The organism is Pseudomonas sp. TE12508, from assembly GCF_056279485.1.
The window spans coordinates 203179-218949 of sequence record NZ_JBWCCN010000013.1 but is presented as its reverse complement, the minus strand read 5'-3'; the positions used below and the strand labels follow the sequence as shown (position 1 = coordinate 218949).

General features: G+C 60.0%; 14 protein-coding genes. 11 read left to right on the top strand and 3 right to left on the bottom strand.

Going from position 1 to position 15771, the window contains the following annotated elements:
- Positions 1–112: 112 nt before the first annotated feature.
- Positions 113–1030, bottom strand: a complete 918-nt coding sequence (locus ACZ9IM_RS19285) for a LysR substrate-binding domain-containing protein (protein WP_008007763.1) — start codon at positions 1028–1030, stop codon at positions 113–115.
- A 180-nt stretch (positions 1031–1210) separates the two neighbouring features.
- Between ACZ9IM_RS19285 and aspA the strand changes: the two genes are divergently transcribed.
- From aspA to ACZ9IM_RS19255, 6 genes are all read left to right on the top strand, one after another.
- Positions 1211–2635, top strand: coding sequence for an aspartate ammonia-lyase (gene aspA / locus ACZ9IM_RS19280; RefSeq protein ID WP_095632848.1), 1425 nt, complete (start codon positions 1211–1213; stop codon positions 2633–2635).
- Between the two features lie 538 nt (positions 2636–3173).
- Entirely contained in the window at positions 3174–4625 is a 1452-nt protein-coding gene (locus ACZ9IM_RS19275; RefSeq protein WP_476224711.1) for an alanine/glycine:cation symporter family protein, read from the top strand.
- A 175-nt stretch (positions 4626–4800) separates the two neighbouring features.
- A complete protein-coding gene (locus ACZ9IM_RS19270; RefSeq protein ID WP_476224710.1) occupies positions 4801–5805 on the top strand; it encodes an asparaginase in 1005 nt (334 codons plus the stop codon).
- Between the two features lie 173 nt (positions 5806–5978).
- Positions 5979–6977 (top strand): AraC family transcriptional regulator, encoded by a 999-nt coding sequence (locus ACZ9IM_RS19265; RefSeq protein ID WP_427627418.1) that lies wholly within the window; start codon positions 5979–5981, stop codon positions 6975–6977.
- A 263-nt stretch (positions 6978–7240) separates the two neighbouring features.
- Entirely contained in the window at positions 7241–8272 is a 1032-nt protein-coding gene (locus ACZ9IM_RS19260; RefSeq protein WP_427627416.1) for a histone deacetylase family protein, read from the top strand.
- Positions 8273–8285: 13 nt separating this feature from the next.
- Positions 8286–9386, top strand: a complete 1101-nt coding sequence (locus ACZ9IM_RS19255; RefSeq protein WP_427627414.1) for a polyamine ABC transporter substrate-binding protein — start codon at positions 8286–8288, stop codon at positions 9384–9386.
- Between the two features lie 15 nt (positions 9387–9401).
- Here the strand turns inward: ACZ9IM_RS19255 and pdxR are convergent, their stop codons facing one another.
- Entirely contained in the window at positions 9402–10955 is a 1554-nt protein-coding gene (pdxR, locus tag ACZ9IM_RS19250) for a MocR-like pyridoxine biosynthesis transcription factor PdxR (protein WP_476224709.1), read from the bottom strand.
- 90 nt (positions 10956–11045) lie between these two features.
- Between pdxR and ACZ9IM_RS19245 the strand changes: the two genes are divergently transcribed.
- Genes ACZ9IM_RS19245 through ACZ9IM_RS19235 form a run of 3 tightly spaced genes read left to right on the top strand, consistent with a single transcriptional unit; the run spans position 11046 to position 12814 of the window.
- The gene (locus tag ACZ9IM_RS19245; RefSeq protein ID WP_476224708.1) at positions 11046–11669 is read left to right on the top strand and encodes an FMN-binding negative transcriptional regulator; all 624 of its coding nucleotides are present in this window, start codon (positions 11046–11048) and stop codon (positions 11667–11669) included.
- Positions 11670–11678: 9 nt separating this feature from the next.
- Positions 11679–12125: a GNAT family N-acetyltransferase gene (locus tag ACZ9IM_RS19240; RefSeq protein ID WP_427627409.1), complete on the top strand. Its 447-nt coding sequence runs from the start codon at positions 11679–11681 to the stop codon at positions 12123–12125.
- A 17-nt stretch (positions 12126–12142) separates the two neighbouring features.
- The gene (locus ACZ9IM_RS19235; RefSeq protein ID WP_476224707.1) at positions 12143–12814 is read left to right on the top strand and encodes a GNAT family N-acetyltransferase; all 672 of its coding nucleotides are present in this window, start codon (positions 12143–12145) and stop codon (positions 12812–12814) included.
- Between the two features lie 115 nt (positions 12815–12929).
- Here the strand turns inward: ACZ9IM_RS19235 and ACZ9IM_RS19230 are convergent, their stop codons facing one another.
- Positions 12930–13829 (bottom strand): homocysteine S-methyltransferase family protein, encoded by a 900-nt coding sequence (locus tag ACZ9IM_RS19230; protein ID WP_476224706.1) that lies wholly within the window; start codon positions 13827–13829, stop codon positions 12930–12932.
- A gap of 111 nt (positions 13830–13940) precedes the next feature.
- Here ACZ9IM_RS19230 and ACZ9IM_RS19225 point away from each other — a divergent pair, with 111 nt between their 5' ends.
- Complete coding sequence (locus ACZ9IM_RS19225) at positions 13941–14762, top strand: ABC transporter substrate-binding protein (RefSeq protein ID WP_476224705.1); 822 nt, start codon at positions 13941–13943, stop codon at positions 14760–14762.
- Positions 14759–15595, top strand: a complete 837-nt coding sequence (locus ACZ9IM_RS19220) for an amino acid ABC transporter permease (RefSeq protein WP_123495700.1) — start codon at positions 14759–14761, stop codon at positions 15593–15595. Before ACZ9IM_RS19225 ends, ACZ9IM_RS19220 begins: the two co-directional genes overlap by 4 nt.
- Positions 15596–15771: the final 176 nt, after the last annotated feature.

The window sequence follows — 15771 nt, the reverse complement described above, 5'->3', positions numbered from 1 at the left end:
GCTTGCACGGGTCGTATTTGCACTGCTGAAAGGGCAGAGTGAATACCAAGCGAAAACGGGTTGAGGGCTTCCCCTCAACCATAGAATCTCCCACATTGGATCTTCATTGGTCTCAGATACCCGTCGTGCCTTGGGCTGCGCTGCCTTCAAGCTTGCGCCAGAGCAACCGCACATTCGCCTTGCGTACCAGCGCGCAGCGGTACAGACGAATCTCCAGTGGCACATGCCATTGCGGACCGCCGCAGACGACTAACTCACCGCGAGCCAGTTCAGCGCGCACGCTCAGTTGCGGTACCCAGGCGATGCCCAGGCCTTCCAGCGCCATGCTTTTCAGGCTGTCGGCCATGGCGGTTTCGTAAATAGTGGTGAATCGCAGCGCCCGCTGGCGCAACAGCATGTTCACCGAGCGTCCAAGAAACGCACCGGCGCTGTAGGCCAATAGCGGCACACTGGCCTCGCCTTCCAGGTCGAACAACGGTTTGCCATCGGCATCGGCGGCGCACACCGGGAGCATTTCGGTGTCTCCCAGGTGCAGCGACGGAAAAATCTCCGGATCCATTTGCATCGCTGCGTCCGGGTCATAAAACGCCAGCATCAAATCGCAGCCGCCTTCGCGCAATGCATGCACCGCATCGCCAACGTTAGTGGCCACCAGCCGCGTGGCGATGTTCAGCCCTTCGTTGCGCAATTGCGCAATCCAGCGCGGGAAGAAACCTAGCGCCAGGGAGTGAGCGGCGGCAACCTGCATCACCTCGCCCTGCCCGCCTTCCAGGTGATGAAGATGACGCAGCACTTCGCCCAGCTGTTCGACCACGGTTCGCGCGGTGACGAGAAACAACTGCCCCGCCGCCGTCAGCTCGACCGGCGTGCGGGAGCGATTGACCAAGGTTAGCCCCAGCGCAGCTTCGAGGCTGCGGATCCGCCGGCTGAATGCAGGCTGGGTCACGAAGCGGCGCTCGGCCGCCTGGGAGAAGCTGCGGGTAGCGGCCAGAGCACTGAAGTCCTCGAGCCATTTGCTTTCCAGATTCATCACGCCCTCCCGGACACGCACCAATTTAGGTCACACGTTCGCCGCGCACGCGGCGTCACATGGGCATTATGCCGAATGTGCATAGGCTAGTGTTTAACAGCATTGGCCCAAAATTCTTCACAAGCCTAGCATTTGCAGTGTTCCGGCACAGACCGGGTCCATATCGAGATGATTTCTATCATGTCCTCCGCTGCATCTTTCCGCACAGAAAAAGACCTGCTTGGCGTACTCGAAGTACCTGCTCAAGCGTATTACGGCATCCAGACCCTGCGAGCGGTGAACAACTTCCGCCTCTCTGGCGTTCCGATTTCGCATTACCCGAAACTGGTTGTCGGTCTGGCAATGGTCAAGCAGGCCGCCGCTGACGCCAACCGCGAGTTGGGTCACCTGAGCGAAGCCAAGCACGCTGCTATCAGCGAAGCTTGTGCCCGATTGATCCGCGGCGATTTCCACGAAGAATTCGTGGTGGACATGATTCAAGGCGGCGCTGGCACTTCGACCAACATGAATGCCAACGAAGTCATCGCCAACATCGCGCTGGAGGCCATGGGCCACAGCAAGGGCGAATACCAGTACCTGCACCCGAACAACGACGTCAACATGGCGCAGTCGACCAACGACGCCTACCCGACCGCGATCCGTCTGGGCCTGCTGCTGGGTCACGACGCGCTGCTGGCCAGCCTCGACAGCCTGATCCAGTCGTTCGCTGCCAAAGGTGAAGAATTCAGCCACGTTCTGAAGATGGGTCGTACCCAGCTGCAAGACGCCGTGCCGATGACCCTGGGCCAGGAATTCCGCGCCTTCGCCACCACATTGGGCGAAGACCTGGCACGCCTGAAGACTCTGGCGCCAGAGCTGCTGACCGAAGTGAACCTGGGCGGCACCGCGATCGGCACCGGCATCAACGCCGACCCGCGCTACCAGCACCTGGCCGTGCAACGCCTGGCGACCATCAGCGGTCACCCACTGGTGCCAGCCGCCGACCTGATCGAAGCTACCTCCGACATGGGCGCCTTCGTGCTGTTCTCCGGCATGCTCAAGCGCACCGCGGTCAAGCTGTCGAAGATCTGCAACGACCTGCGTCTGCTGTCCAGCGGCCCACGCACCGGCATCAACGAAATCAACCTGCCAGCGCGTCAGCCAGGCAGCTCGATCATGCCAGGCAAGGTCAACCCGGTAATCCCGGAAGCCGTGAACCAGGTGGCGTTCCAGATCATCGGCAACGATCTGGCCCTGACCATCGCGGCCGAAGGCGGCCAGCTGCAACTGAACGTGATGGAGCCGCTGATCGCTTTCAAGATCTTCGACTCGATCCGCCTGCTGCAGCGCGCCATGGACATGCTGCGCGAGCACTGCATCGTCGGCATCACCGCCAACGAAGAGCGCTGCCGTGAACTGGTCGAACACTCGATCGGCCTGGTTACAGCACTGAACCCGTACATCGGCTATGAAAACGCCACTCGCATTGCCCGTATCGCGCTTGAAAGCGGCCGCGGCGTGCTGGAACTGGTGCGCGAAGAAGGCTTGCTCGACGAAGAAATGCTCGCCGACATCCTGCGCCCGGAAAACATGATTGCTCCGCGTCTGGTGCCTCTGAAGGCTTGACCAAACGCCGGCTCTTTTGAAGAGCACGCTCACCAGGTCGAGGGACTAGACACCTCTCACCTTTTGAGGGCTTGGGGATTTACTCCCTCAAGCCCTTTTTTTTAACTCTTTGGCAGCCACAAACAGAATGTCTGGAAGCTGAAAAATGTGGGAGCGAGCTTGCTCGCGAAGGCGGTGCGTCAGTCACCCTGAAGGGTGGATATCAGGCCGCATTCGCGAGCAAGCCCGCTCCCACAAAAGAGCAGCTTCTACATAAGCCCGACGCCGGTAACGTCGGGTGTTTCAAAGCTTCGTTTCGTCGCTCGCACCACAACCGTGCAGACGGATGGCACGCTCCTATGTATAGTGCCGGCCCTCTTCGCGTGAGCGGTCGTCGGTAACGAGGCCCAAACCCATGCGAACCCGAACTAATAACAAACCCGCGAAATGGAACCGGGACGAACCTTCGCCTCACCTGTTGTGCCGAGCACAAGCGGGTGTAACGCGATGTGTCAACCACCCAGCATTCGCACACACAAAAAATAGCGAGGAATAATCCATGCTCGAAGTCATCAACGACTTCCTCTCAGGGAAAGTACTGATCGTGCTCATTGTCGGGCTCGGTAGCTACTTCACGATCCGCTCGCGTTTCGTCCAGTTCCGTCATTTCTTCCACATGTTCGCGGTGTTCCGTGACAGCTTGCGCAGCAGCGCCGGTCAACTCAGCTCGTTCCAGGCCCTGATGCTCAGCCTCGCCGGCCGTGTCGGTGCGGGCAACATCGCCGGTGTCGGTATCGCCGTGACCCTCGGTGGCCCCGGTGCGGTGTTCTGGATGTGGGTGACCGCGCTGGTCGGCATGTCCAGCAGCTTCTTCGAATGCTCCCTCGGCCAGCTCTATAAGCGCTGCGACTCCGAAGGCCAGTTCCGTGGCGGCCCGTCCTTTTACATTCAGCACGGCCTGCAGAAACGCTGGTTGGGCATGATCATGGCGTTCCTGCTGCTGATCACCTTCGGCTTTGCCTTCAACGGCCTGCAAGCCCACGCCGTAACCCACTCGCTGAACAATGCCTTCGGCCTCGACACCACGTACACCGGCCTTGGCCTGGCGGTATTGCTGGGTCTGGTGTTCATCGGTGGTATCAAGCGGATCGCCAAGGTCGCTGACCTGCTGGTACCGGTGAAAACCCTGGTGTACATCGGCGTGACCATCTACGTGATCGTGCTGCAGTTCGATCACGTTCCGGGCATGTTGATGACCATCGTCAAAAGCGCCTTCGGTCTGGACCAGGCGTTCGGCGGCCTGATCGGCAGCGCCATCGTCATGGGCGTGAAGCGCGGCGTGTTCGCCAACGAAGCGGGCCTGGGCAGTGCGCCGAACGTGGCCGCGGTGGCCTCGGTCGAGCACCCGGTCTCGCAAGGCGTGGTTCAAGCGTTCAGCGTGTTCCTCGACACCTTCGTGATCTGCACCTGCACCGCGTTGCTGATCCTGCTGTCGGGCTTCTACACCCCGGGCTTCGAAGGCGACGGCATTGCCCTGACCCAAAACTCCCTGGCTGCCGTGGTCGGTGACTGGGGCCGGATGTTCATCTCCGTGGCCCTGGCATTGTTCGTGTTCACCTCGATCCTCTACAACTACTATCTGGGCGAGAACAACCTGCGCTTCATGATCGGCGAAAACCGCAAGGCGCTGATCGCCTACCGCGCATTGGTACTGGTATTGATCTTCTGGGGCGCCATCGAGAACCTGAGCACGGTGTTCGCCTTCGCTGACATCACCATGACTCTGCTGGCGTTCGTGAACCTGATCGCGCTGTTCCTGCTGTTCAAGGTCGGCATGCGCATCCTGCGTGACTACGATGACCAGCGTGCTGCCGGTATCAAGACCCCGGTGTTCGATTCGAGCAAGTTCCCGGATCTGGACCTGGACCTGAAAGCCTGGCCAGCCAATCCGACAGCCGCCGCTCCTACGGCCGCAGCCGAGCCGCAAGGCGTGACCGCAGCGCAACGCTGATCGGTAAAAAACCGGGCGCACCCTCTGCGCCCGGCGTGACACAGCTTGCGACCGGCGTCATGCTCGGTCGTATGTTGTGGCAGCTTTTTTGATGCTGCCGTTCTGGTTAGAGCTTGAGACCACATCGCTGCCATCGCGAGCAGGCTCGCTCCCACATCGTTTTCGGAGAACCTCCATGAATTCCTCGACTTTTCCTGCTGCCCAGCACGTCATGGTGCTCTACACCGGCGGCACCATCGGCATGCAAGCCAGTGCCCACGGCCTGGCGCCGGCGTCCGGTTTCGAAGCGCGGATGCGCGAGTATCTGCACAGCCAACCCGAACTGGTGGTACCGCAGTGGCGCTTTCGCGAGATGTCGCCGCTGATCGACAGCGCCAACATGACGCCCGCCTACTGGCAGCAACTGCGTGAAGCGGTGGTCGATGCCGTGGATGTCCAGGGCTGCGACAGCGTGTTGATCCTGCACGGTACTGACACCTTGGCCTACAGCGCCGCGGCCATGAGCTTTCAGCTGCTCGGCCTGCATGCCCGAGTGGTGTTCACCGGCTCCATGTTGCCCGCCGGCGTGACCGACAGTGATGCCTGGGAAAACCTCAGCGGTGCATTGGTTGCACTTGGCCAGGGCCTGGCGCCGGGCGTTCATCTGTACTTTCACGGCGAACTGCTCGATCCGACCCGCTGCGCGAAGGTTCGCAGTTTCGGTCGTCATCCGTTCAAACGGCTGGAGCGTCAGGGCGGCGGCGTGAAAGCGACTTCCGTGCCGGCGCAATTGAACTACAACCAGCCTAAACAACTGGCAACGGTCGCAGCGCTACCCCTGTTCCCCGGCATCGGCGCCGAGCAACTGGATGGTTTGCTCAACAGCGGTATTCAGGGTCTGGTGCTGGAATGTTATGGCAGCGGTACCGGGCCAAGCGACAACCCCGCGTTTCTCGCCAGCCTGGAACGGGCGCGGGATAAAGGTGTGGTGGTGGTCGCAGTTACGCAATGTCATGAAGGTGGTGTGCAGCTCGATGTGTACGAGGCGGGTAGCCGTTTGCGTGACGCCGGTGTGTTGTCCGGTGGCGGCATGACTCGCGAGGCGGCATTCGGCAAGTTGCATGGGCTGCTGGGTGCAGGGCTTGAGATCGCTGAAATTCGACGGCTGGTTGAACTAGACCTGTGCGGCGAACTGAGCTGAATTGAGCTGACACAACACAAAACCCTGTGGGAGCGGGCTTGCTCGCGAAGACGGCAGCATATCCTGCATCAATGTGACTGACAGGACGCTTTCGCGAGCAAGCCCGCTCCCACAGGATTGTCGTTGGGCATATAACTTGCTCGCTTCCAGTTACTTAAAGACTGGAACACCCCATGCTCCACTCCCATCTCACCACCCTCAATGCCGTCTCTCTGGTACTCAACACCTTCAAGGCCGAAGGCCTGTCCAGCGAAGCATTGCTGGCCGGCAGCGGTATCAGCGCGGTGGATCTGAGCCGGGCGGACACGCGCATCACCACCAACCAAGAGATGCTGGTTTGCGCCAACGCCGTCGCGTTACGCCGCGATATCGGCCTGGAACTGGGCCGGCGAATGCATGTTTCGTCCTACGGCATGCTCGGGTACGCCTTACTCACCAGCGCCACTTTAGGTGACGCCTTGCGGTTGGCGCTGCACTATCCGGCGCTATTGGGAACACTGTTCGAGTTGAGCCTGGAGGAGGATGGCGAGCGCATCTGGCTCACCGCCGGCGACTATCGGGAGAATCCGGCGCTGGCGCCCTTCAATGTCGAGTTTTGCCTGGTCTCGATGAAAGTCACCTGCGAAGACTTGCTCGGCCATCCTCTGCCTCTGCTCGGCGCCCGCTTCGAACACCCGGCGCCGGACTATCAGGCGCGCTATGCCGAGCGTTTCGACTGCCCCTTGCTGTTCGATGCTGTGTCCAATGCCTTTGCCTTCGATAAGCGCTGGCTCGAACAACCCCTGCCTCTGGCCGACGCCATCACGCACCAGGCCATGGCCGAACGGTGTCGCAAGCAAAACACCGAGTTCACCGGGCGCCAGGCCTGGCTCGGGCGTATCCGCCAACTACTCGCTGCGCAACTCAACGCGGCCCCGGGCCTGGATGGGCTGGCCGAACAGTTGAACTGCTCGGCGCGCACCCTGCGTCGACATCTGAAGGACCTGGGCTGCAGCTATCAAGAACTGCTCGATGAATTGCGCTTCGAGCAGGCCAAGCGAATGCTCTGCGAAGATCAACTGCCGATCTACCGGATTGCCGAGGCGCTGGGGTTCAGCGAGACCGCAAGCTTCCGCCATGCGTTTGTGCGCTGGAGTGGCGTTGCGCCGAGTCAGTTCCGGCCACACCGATAACCCCTGTGGGAGCGGGCTTGCCCGCGAAGAGGCCAGTACATTCGACGCATCTCCATTGGCTGGACCATCGCTTTCGCGGGCAAGCCCGCTCCCCCAGGTTCGGCATTCCAAGCCCAATGTTGAAGCACCGGTGTGCCATTAAGGGGCGAATTTCGGTCAAATCTTTTGGCCATATCGATCCCCTTTTGGCCTTTCCTGCCGTTCTCCCAAACGCCGCCCGCCGCAAGACTGTGTGCAACCGAATCAGCCTGCGGAGAACAAGAATGCTGACGATCTACTCGGACGATCACCACTTGCATCACGGCCGTTGCGAATTGATGGACGGGCAATTGATGCCCTGCTTCGAAATGCCCTCGCGGGCCGACCATGTGTTGGCACGCGTACAGTCCCGCGATCTGGGCCCGGTCGAGGCGCCGCAGGATTTCGGTCTCGGGCCGATCGAGCGTATCCACAGCCGCGACTACCTCGACTTCTTCAAAGGGGCCTGGGCGCGCTGGACCGAATTCAATACCGATGGCGACTTGCTGCCCTACACTTGGCCTGCCCGCACCCTGCGCCGGATCATGCCCACCAGCCTGCACGGTCAGCTCGGCTATTACAGCTTCGACGGCGGCGCACCGATTACCGCCGGTACCTGGCAAGCGGCGTATAGCGCGGCGCAAGTTGCGCTCACGGCCCAAGCGCAAATCCAGCGCGGTGCCCGCAGTGCCTTCGCCTTGTGCCGTCCACCGGGACACCATGCCGCCAGCGATGTGATGGGCGGTTATTGCTACCTCAACAACGCCGCCATCGCCGCTCAGGCATTCCTCGATCAAGGCCACAAAAAGGTCGCGATCCTCGACGTCGATTACCACCATGGCAACGGCACCCAATCGATTTTCTACGAGCGCAGCGACGTGCTGTTCACCTCCATCCATGGTCATCCGGAAGCCGAGTTTCCGTTCTTCCTCGGTTATGAAGAAGAACACGGTGAAGGCCCGGGCGAAGGGTTCAACTTCAACTACCCTTTGCCCGCCGGCTCAGGCTGGGACCGCTGGAGCGCAGCCCTGGAGCAGGCCTGCAAAGAGATTGAAAAGTACGGCGCCGACATCGTCGTCGTATCCCTGGGCGTCGATACGTTCAAGGACGACCCGATCTCCCAGTTCAAACTCGACAGCCCGGATTACCTGGCGATGGGCGCGCGCATCGCGGGCCTCGGCAAGCCGACGCTGTTCGTGATGGAAGGCGGTTACGCGGTGGAAGAAATCGGCATCAATGCCGTGAACGTTCTCGAAGGTTTTGAAAGCGCCCAATGAGGAATTAGAACAAATGAACCGACTCAAGCGTTTTATCGCTCCAGTGCTATACGCCACCGTATTCAGTGGTGCCGTTCACGCCGAAGAACGCACGTTGCGGGTGTACAACTGGTTCGACTACATCACCCCCAAAGCGCTGGAAGATTTCAAGGCCCAGAACACCCAGACCAAACTGGTCTACGACATCTTCGACACCAACGAAGCGCTGGAGGCCAAGTTGCTGACCGGCAACTCCGGTTACGACGTGGTGGTGCCGTCCAACGTGTTCCTCGCCAAGCAAATCGAAGCCGGGGTGTTCCAGCCGCTGGACCGCAGCAAACTGCCGAACTGGAATCATCTCGATCCCAAGCTGATGAAGCTGATCGAAGCCAATGACCCGGGCAACAAATTCGCCGTGCCGTACATGTACGGGACCATCCTGATCGGCTTCAACCCGGACAAGATCAAGGCAGCTTTGGGCGACAACGCACCGGTGGACAGCTGGGACCTGATCTTCAAGGAAGAGAACATCAGCAAACTCAAACAGTGCGGCGTAGCCCTGCTCGACTCGCCGTCAGAGATCCTGCCGCTGGCCCTGCAACACCTCGGCCTGGACCCCAACAGCAAAAAGCCTGCGGACTACGCCAAGGCTGAAGCGCTGCTGATGAAGATCCGTCCGTACATCACCTACTTCCATTCATCCAAGTACATGGCCGACATTGCCAACGGTGACATCTGCGTCGCGGTCGGTTACTCCGGCAGCTTCTCCCAGGCCGCCAACCGTGCCAAGGAAGCCAAGAACGGTGTGATCGTCGACATGCGCCTGCCCAAAGAAGGCGCGCCGATCTGGTTCGACATGCTCTCTATCCCGAAAGGCGCGAAGAACCCGGAAGACGCCTACACCTTCATCAACTACTTGTTGCAGCCGCAGGTGATTGCGCCGGTCAGCGACTTCGTCGGCTACCCGAACCCGAACAAGGACGCCACCGAAATGGTCGACCCGGCGATCCGCAACAACCCGAACCTGTACCCGACCGAAGCGGCGATGAGCACGCTGTACACCCTGCAACCGTTGCCCCGTGACGCCGAGCGGGCGCGGACCCGGGCCTGGACCAAGATCAAGTCCGGCACCTGATCCGGACGGCGCGACTCATACCGGGCGCCAGATCTCTTTGAGCCTCGCCAGTGCCGATTCGATAGCCGTCTCCGGCACTGCGGCGAACCCCAGGACCAGCCCCGCTCGCTGGTCCTCGGGATGCGTCGTGTCTGGCAGCCAATAACTGCTCAAACCATTGATCTCCACCCCGACGCTGGTGGCTTGTTCAATCAATTCGCGCTCACGAGTCACGCTGTCGACACGTACCGTCAGATGCAAACCGGCCGCCACACTGGGCAGCTTACCGACGCCCGGGATATCCACAGGCCAGCCATTGAGCAACACGTTACGCCGACTCAACGCAGCGCGGCGCATACGTCGGATATGCCGCTGGAAATGCCCGGCGGCCATGAACTCGGCCATTACCGCCTGGGTGCTGACCTCCGAGTGCCGTACGTCCACCGCACGACGCTGGGAGAACGCCTCAACCAGTCCGGGCGGCAACACCAGATAACCCAGTCTTAATGCCGGGAATGCGACCTTGCCGAAGGTTCCGACATACAGCACCCGCCCCTGTCGATCCAGTGCAGCCAACGGCGCCAGTGGTGCGCCGCTGTAACGGTATTCGCCATCGTAGTCATCCTCGACGATCCACCCTTGGGTGCGTTCGGCCCAAGCCAACAATTCAAGACGTCGCGCCAGACTCATGACCACCCCGGTCGGGTACTGATGCGACGGCGTGACGTAAGCCAATCGACAATCGCTGAGCGCCGCCAATTCGGTGCAATCAATACCCTCACTGTCCACCGCTATCCCGTGCAATCGCGCGCCGGCTACAGCGAACGCATGACCCGCCGCTCGATACCCCGGATTTTCAATCCCCACCCCATCGCCAGGCTCCACCAGCAACTGTGCACAAAGGCTAATCCCCTGTTGTGCGCCACTGGTGATCACTATTTGCTCAGCCGAGCACTGCATGCCCCTGGAGCTTCGCAAGTAGGCCGCAATCAATCCGCGCAAGCGTTCATCACCCGCCGGATCGCCATAACACAGTTGCTCTAAATCCGGCTTACGCCAGAAAGCCGCGTTCAGCTTGGTCCAGACCTCGAAAGGAAATAGATCGAAGGCTGGAACGCCGACACGAAATGCCCGAGGCGGACCACTGGGAGGCAAGGTCAAGTGGTTCTTTTCAACCCGGCCCAAAGCACCGCTGTGGATAACTTTACTGGATGAAACCACAGGTAAGTCCAGCCAATTTGTGGATAAGGCTGTGGGTAACCCTGTTGAAAACCCTGTGGATACTTTTGTGGATAATTTTTCCACCGACACCGCGGCTTGAGGCAATTGCGCGACATATGTCCCGTCGCCAACACGCCCCTCGATGAAGCCTTCAGCGTAAAGCTGATCGTAGGCACGGACCACGCTGTTACGGGAAATCGATAACGCCGCCGCCAGATCGCGACTGGCTGGCAGTCGTGTGCCGCTGGCCAGTCGTCCGTCGAGCACTCGCACCCGCAGCGCTTGATAGAGCTGACGACTCAGGCCCTGGCGGCGGTCGAGTTCGATACCCGCCGGATTGAACGACGAGGGAAGCGGCGTGTTCGACATGGTAATGGACCTATGAAATTGGCCATTAATGGCTCTTACAACAGACCAATAGCCTGCCTAGGATGCAGGCATTCGCCAAGGAATATTTCCATGTATACGCCCAGCAATTTCGCCATCAATGATTTGAATGAGCTGCATCAGCACATCCTCGGCGCCCGTCTTGGCGTTTTGGTCACCCACGGTGTGCAAGGCCTGCAAGCCAGTCATTTGCCTCTGCTGCTGAATGCTGACCACGGCCCGAATGGAACCCTCTACGGCCACTTCGCCAAAGCCAATGCGCAATGGAAGGAACTGCAGAACGGCGCTGAAGCGCTGGTGATATTTGCCGCCGCCGACGCTTATGTGAGCCCAGGGTTTTATCCGGCCAAAGCCGAACACGGCAAAGTGGTGCCAACCTGGAACTACGTGGCCGTACACGCTTATGGCACTGGCGAAGTGTTCACCGATACCGATCGCCTGCGCGATCTGGTCAGCGCATTGACCGAGCGCCATGAAGCCGGTCGCACCCAGCCGTGGAAGGTTGCCGATGCCCCCGCCGACTATATCGACGGCATGCTCAAGGCCATCGTCGGTTTTGCCTTGCCGATCCAGCGGCTGGAGGGCAAACGCAAACTCAGCCAGAACCGTAGTGCCGCAGACATCGCCGGTGTGCGCGAGGGGCTGGCCGCCAGCCCTGATGTTCACGACCAGGCCCTCGCCCACTTGATGCGATAAGGAACGAACATGAGTCAGATCGACATCCGCCAGGTTACCGCCGACGATCACGCCGCCTGGCTGCCGCTGTGGCAAGCCTACTTGCGCTTCTACAACACCGAATTGCCCGACGCAGTCACCCAGAGCACCTGGCAGCGCCTGCTCGACCCGAGCGAACCGACTCACGGGGCGCTGGCCTGGGCCAATGGCAAAGCGGTGGGCATGGTGCATTTCATCTATCACCGCTCGAACTGGAGCATCGAAAACTCCTGCTATCTGCAAGACTTGCTGGTGACGCCAGAAACCCGCGGCACCGGCGTCGGTCGGCAACTGATCGAATTCGTCTACACCACGGCCAAGGCCGATGGGTGCTGCAAAGTTCATTGGCTGACCCACGAAACCAACGCCACCGCGATCCAGCTCTATGAGCGCATCGCCGAACGCCCCGGTTTCATCCAGTTTCGCCACGCCCTATAAGGTTCAAGGAGAGCAGCATGTCGACTTCACTCGCGGACTGGCAAGGTGTTCCGCCACCCTCGGTTCAACTGATCGAAGGGCGTTTCATCCGCCTGGAAAAACTTGACCCGGCCCGTCACGCAGACGGTTTGTGGGAAGCCCTGGAAGGCCCGGGCGCGGATCCGAAGCTCTGGGATTATTTGCCTTACGGTCCTTTCCCGGAGCGCAGCGCTTTCAACGATTGGCTGAACAATCATGCGGCCAACAGCGACCCGTATTTCTTCACCGTGATCGACCGCGCCAGCGGCGACGTACAAGGTATCCTCAGCCTGATGTCGATTGTCCCTGCTCAGGGCCGCATCGAGATCGGCCATGTGACCTTCGGCGCAGCGATGCAGCGTTCCCCGAAAAGTACCGAGGCGGTTTACCTGCTGGCCAGGGAATCCTTTGCCTTGGGTTATCGGCGTCTGGAATGGAAATGCAACAACGGCAATGCCCGTTCCAAATATGCAGCGGAGCGGTTGGGGTTCAGTTTTGAAGGGGTGTTCCGTCAGCACATGGTGGTCAAGGGTCAGAACCGTGACACGGCGTGGTATTCGATTCTGGATTCGGAATGGCCGGCGATTGGCGCGGGGTTCGAGCGGTGGCTGTCTGATGAAAACCAGACGGGGTCGGGGCAGGTGAAAACGTTGGTGGAGTGCCGCACCTGATGATCATTCCCACGCTCCTGCGTGGGAATGCCACCACGGACGCTCTGCGTTCGATCCGGAAGGCGACGCAGAGCGTCGCGGGATGCATTCCCACGCGGAGCGTGGGAACGATCTTTCAAACCAGTTTCTGGGCGAGCACCGCAATGTGCTCCGGCCCGATCCCGCAGCAACCGCCCAAATGGCTGGCCCCACGCTTCTGCCAATCAGCTGCCCACTGCAAATAACCCGGCGGGTCGAGATCGTCGCGCAACGGGTCCAGACCGTCGTTGGCCGTGGCCTCTTTCGGCTGCGGCGGGAAGGCATTGGCGTACGCGCCAATGTGAATCTTCACCCCCAAGCGTTCGAAGGTTTCCCGTGCCGCATCAATCGCAGCGCCGATCACTTCTGGCTGGCTGCAATTGAACAGCAAAGTCTCGACGCCCAACTCCGCCGCCACCGCAGCGGCCTCAGCCACGGGCTCACCGGAGCGCAAACGCGGCACTTCGTCGGTGTCTTCATCCTTCAAGGTAAACGACAGCCAGAACGGCTTGCCATCCTTCGGCAGACCGGCATGGATCGCTCGTGCCTCGACGATCGAGCTCTGGGTTTCAGCCAGCCACAAGTCGACATGCGGCGCCAGGCCATTGACCAGAGGGGTCAGCAGTTCAGTCACCCGCGCGGCATCGAACAGGTCCGGGCGATAGGAGCCGAACAACGGCGGCAATGAGCCGGCCACGCGCACCGGTTTGCCCGCCGCATCGACTGCACGCCGAGCCAGCTCACCGGCCAACGCCGCAAGGGCCTGACCTTCAGCCGCGAAACGCTCTTCACCAATATGGAACGGCACCACCGCGTAACTGTTGCTGGTGATCACGTTGGCACCGCTTTCGATATAAGCCGCATGCACCGCCTCCACCGCTTGCGGTGCTTCGCTCAAAGCCAGCGCCGACCACTCGGGCTGCCTGAACGGCGCCCCTCGGCGTTGCAGCTCACGACCCATGCCGCCATCTAGAATTACCGTGCTGCCTGCGCCCATATTCTTTTCACTCATAAGCTTATGAAAATAACTCACTATCAGAGTCTTTCTTATAACTATTTAATACGCACCACCCGGTTAATAACAACCTCTTTTTTTCAGGGATCAACTGTGAAATTTCAACCACTGCTGGCCCTGGGCCTGACGATTTTGGCTGCCTCTACCCAAGCCTTTGCGGGCGCTACTCTGGATCGCATCGAGCAAAAGAAAGAACTGGTGGGCGTGTTGATGGAAAGCTATCCGCCCTTCTCATTCCTCAACGATCAAAACCAGCTCGACGGTTTCGACGTCGATGTGGCCAAGGCCGTGGCAAACAAACTGGGCGTCAAGCTGCGCCTCGAAACGCCGTCCTGGGACGTGATCGCCGCCGGTCGCTGGAGCGGGCGTTACGACATCTGCATCTGCTCCATGACCCCGAGCAAAGCCCGCGCCGAAGTCTTCGACTTCCCGGTGGAGTACTACGCCTCCCCTGCCGTGATTGTGGTCAACGCCAAGGACGACAGCATTCACAGCGCCAAGGACCTGAGCGGCAAAAAAGTCGGCCTTACCAGCGCCTCCAGCTATGAAAGCTACCTGAACAAAAACCTGGTGATCGAAGGCGCCGAAGACATCCAATTGCAGTACCCGTTCGAGAATGTGCAGATCGCTCCGTATGACACCGACAACGTCGCGTTCCAGGATTTGGGCCTGGGCGCTGGCGTTCGTCTGGACGCGATTCTTACCAACCTGGTGACCGCACAACCACGCCTGAACGAAGACAAGCGCTTCAAGCTCGCTGGTGAGCCGCTGTACTCGGAGCCGAACTCGGTGGCCATCGAAAAAGGCGACGCCCAGTGGGACGCCAAAGTACGTGATGTGTTTGCCCAGTTGAAACAGGACGGCACCTTGAGCAAGCTGTCGCAAAAATGGATCGGCGCCGACATCAGTAAATGACTTCTTTCCCCAAACCTCCTCAACCACCGCAACCGGTGGCTGAGTCGTTGCTGCAACGGATCTTCGGATTCCGCACGCGGCTGTACCTGACCTGGGCAGCAATGTTCGGCTTGTTCGCGAGTTTCTTCCTGAGCTTCGACCTGAAGTTCTCGATCATCCTCGACAAACTGCCGAACCTGATCGGCCTGCACCTGGCGCCCAACGGCTTTCTGCAAGGCGCAGCGCTGACGCTGTTTTTGTGCCTGTGCTCGATCGTGGCGTCATCACTGCTGGGCTTCATCACGGCTTTGGCTCGGTTGTCGAAAAGCGCGGTGGCGTTCGGTATCGCGAGCTTCTATGCCTCGTTCTTTCGCGGTACACCGCTGCTGATTCAAATTCTGCTGATCTATCTCGGCTTGCCGCAATTGGGCATCGTGCCTGGCGCCATCGCCGCCGGCATCATTGCCCTGTCGCTGAACTACGGCGCGTACCTGAGCGAAATCTTCCGCGCCGGCATCCTCGGCGTCCCCCATGGCCAACGCGAAGCGTCGCTGGCGCTGGGCATGCGCGAAACCGTGATCTTCTGGCGCGTCACCCTGCCCCAAGCCATGCGCACCATCATCCCGCCCACCACCAACCAGTTCATTTCCATGCTCAAAGATTCGTCACTGATTTCGGTGATGGGGGTTTGGGAAGTGATGTTCCTGGCGCAATCGTATGGGCGCTCGAGTTATCGCTATATCGAGATGCTCACGACAGCGGCGATTATTTATTGGCTGATGTCGATTGGATTGGAGCTGATTCAGGCGCGGATGGAGCGGCATTATGGGAAGGCGTATTTGAAGCGGGGTTAACGAAAAGATCGCAGCCTTCGGCAGCTCCTACTCGGGGTTCACTCGCCTTGTCCTCACTGATTCAGCACAGTAAGCCTTGTGGGTGCGGCGGTGCGGCGATCCTAGTTGCTCGCGAATGCGGCGTGACATTCAGCATTCATATTGGCTGATACTCCGCATTCGCGAGCAAGCCCGCT

Excerpts from the sequence above, each read along its gene's own strand:
- ACZ9IM_RS19285 (WP_008007763.1), bottom strand. The coding sequence starts at position 1,030 with ATGAATCTGGAAAGCAAATGGCTCGAGGACTTCAGTGCTCTGGCCGCT.
- aspA (WP_095632848.1), top strand. The coding sequence starts at position 1,211 with ATGTCCTCCGCTGCATCTTTCCGCACAGAAAAAGACCTGCTTGGCGTA.
- ACZ9IM_RS19275 (WP_476224711.1), top strand. The coding sequence starts at position 3,174 with ATGCTCGAAGTCATCAACGACTTCCTCTCAGGGAAAGTACTGATCGTG.
- ACZ9IM_RS19270 (WP_476224710.1), top strand. The coding sequence starts at position 4,801 with ATGAATTCCTCGACTTTTCCTGCTGCCCAGCACGTCATGGTGCTCTAC.
- ACZ9IM_RS19265 (WP_427627418.1), top strand. The coding sequence starts at position 5,979 with ATGCTCCACTCCCATCTCACCACCCTCAATGCCGTCTCTCTGGTACTC.
- ACZ9IM_RS19260 (WP_427627416.1), top strand. The coding sequence starts at position 7,241 with ATGCTGACGATCTACTCGGACGATCACCACTTGCATCACGGCCGTTGC.
- ACZ9IM_RS19255 (WP_427627414.1), top strand. The coding sequence starts at position 8,286 with ATGAACCGACTCAAGCGTTTTATCGCTCCAGTGCTATACGCCACCGTA.
- pdxR (WP_476224709.1), bottom strand. The coding sequence starts at position 10,955 with ATGTCGAACACGCCGCTTCCCTCGTCGTTCAATCCGGCGGGTATCGAA.
- ACZ9IM_RS19245 (WP_476224708.1), top strand. The coding sequence starts at position 11,046 with ATGTATACGCCCAGCAATTTCGCCATCAATGATTTGAATGAGCTGCAT.
- ACZ9IM_RS19240 (WP_427627409.1), top strand. The coding sequence starts at position 11,679 with ATGAGTCAGATCGACATCCGCCAGGTTACCGCCGACGATCACGCCGCC.
- ACZ9IM_RS19235 (WP_476224707.1), top strand. The coding sequence starts at position 12,143 with ATGTCGACTTCACTCGCGGACTGGCAAGGTGTTCCGCCACCCTCGGTT.
- ACZ9IM_RS19230 (WP_476224706.1), bottom strand. The coding sequence starts at position 13,829 with ATGGGCGCAGGCAGCACGGTAATTCTAGATGGCGGCATGGGTCGTGAG.
- ACZ9IM_RS19220 (WP_123495700.1), top strand. The coding sequence starts at position 14,759 with ATGACTTCTTTCCCCAAACCTCCTCAACCACCGCAACCGGTGGCTGAG.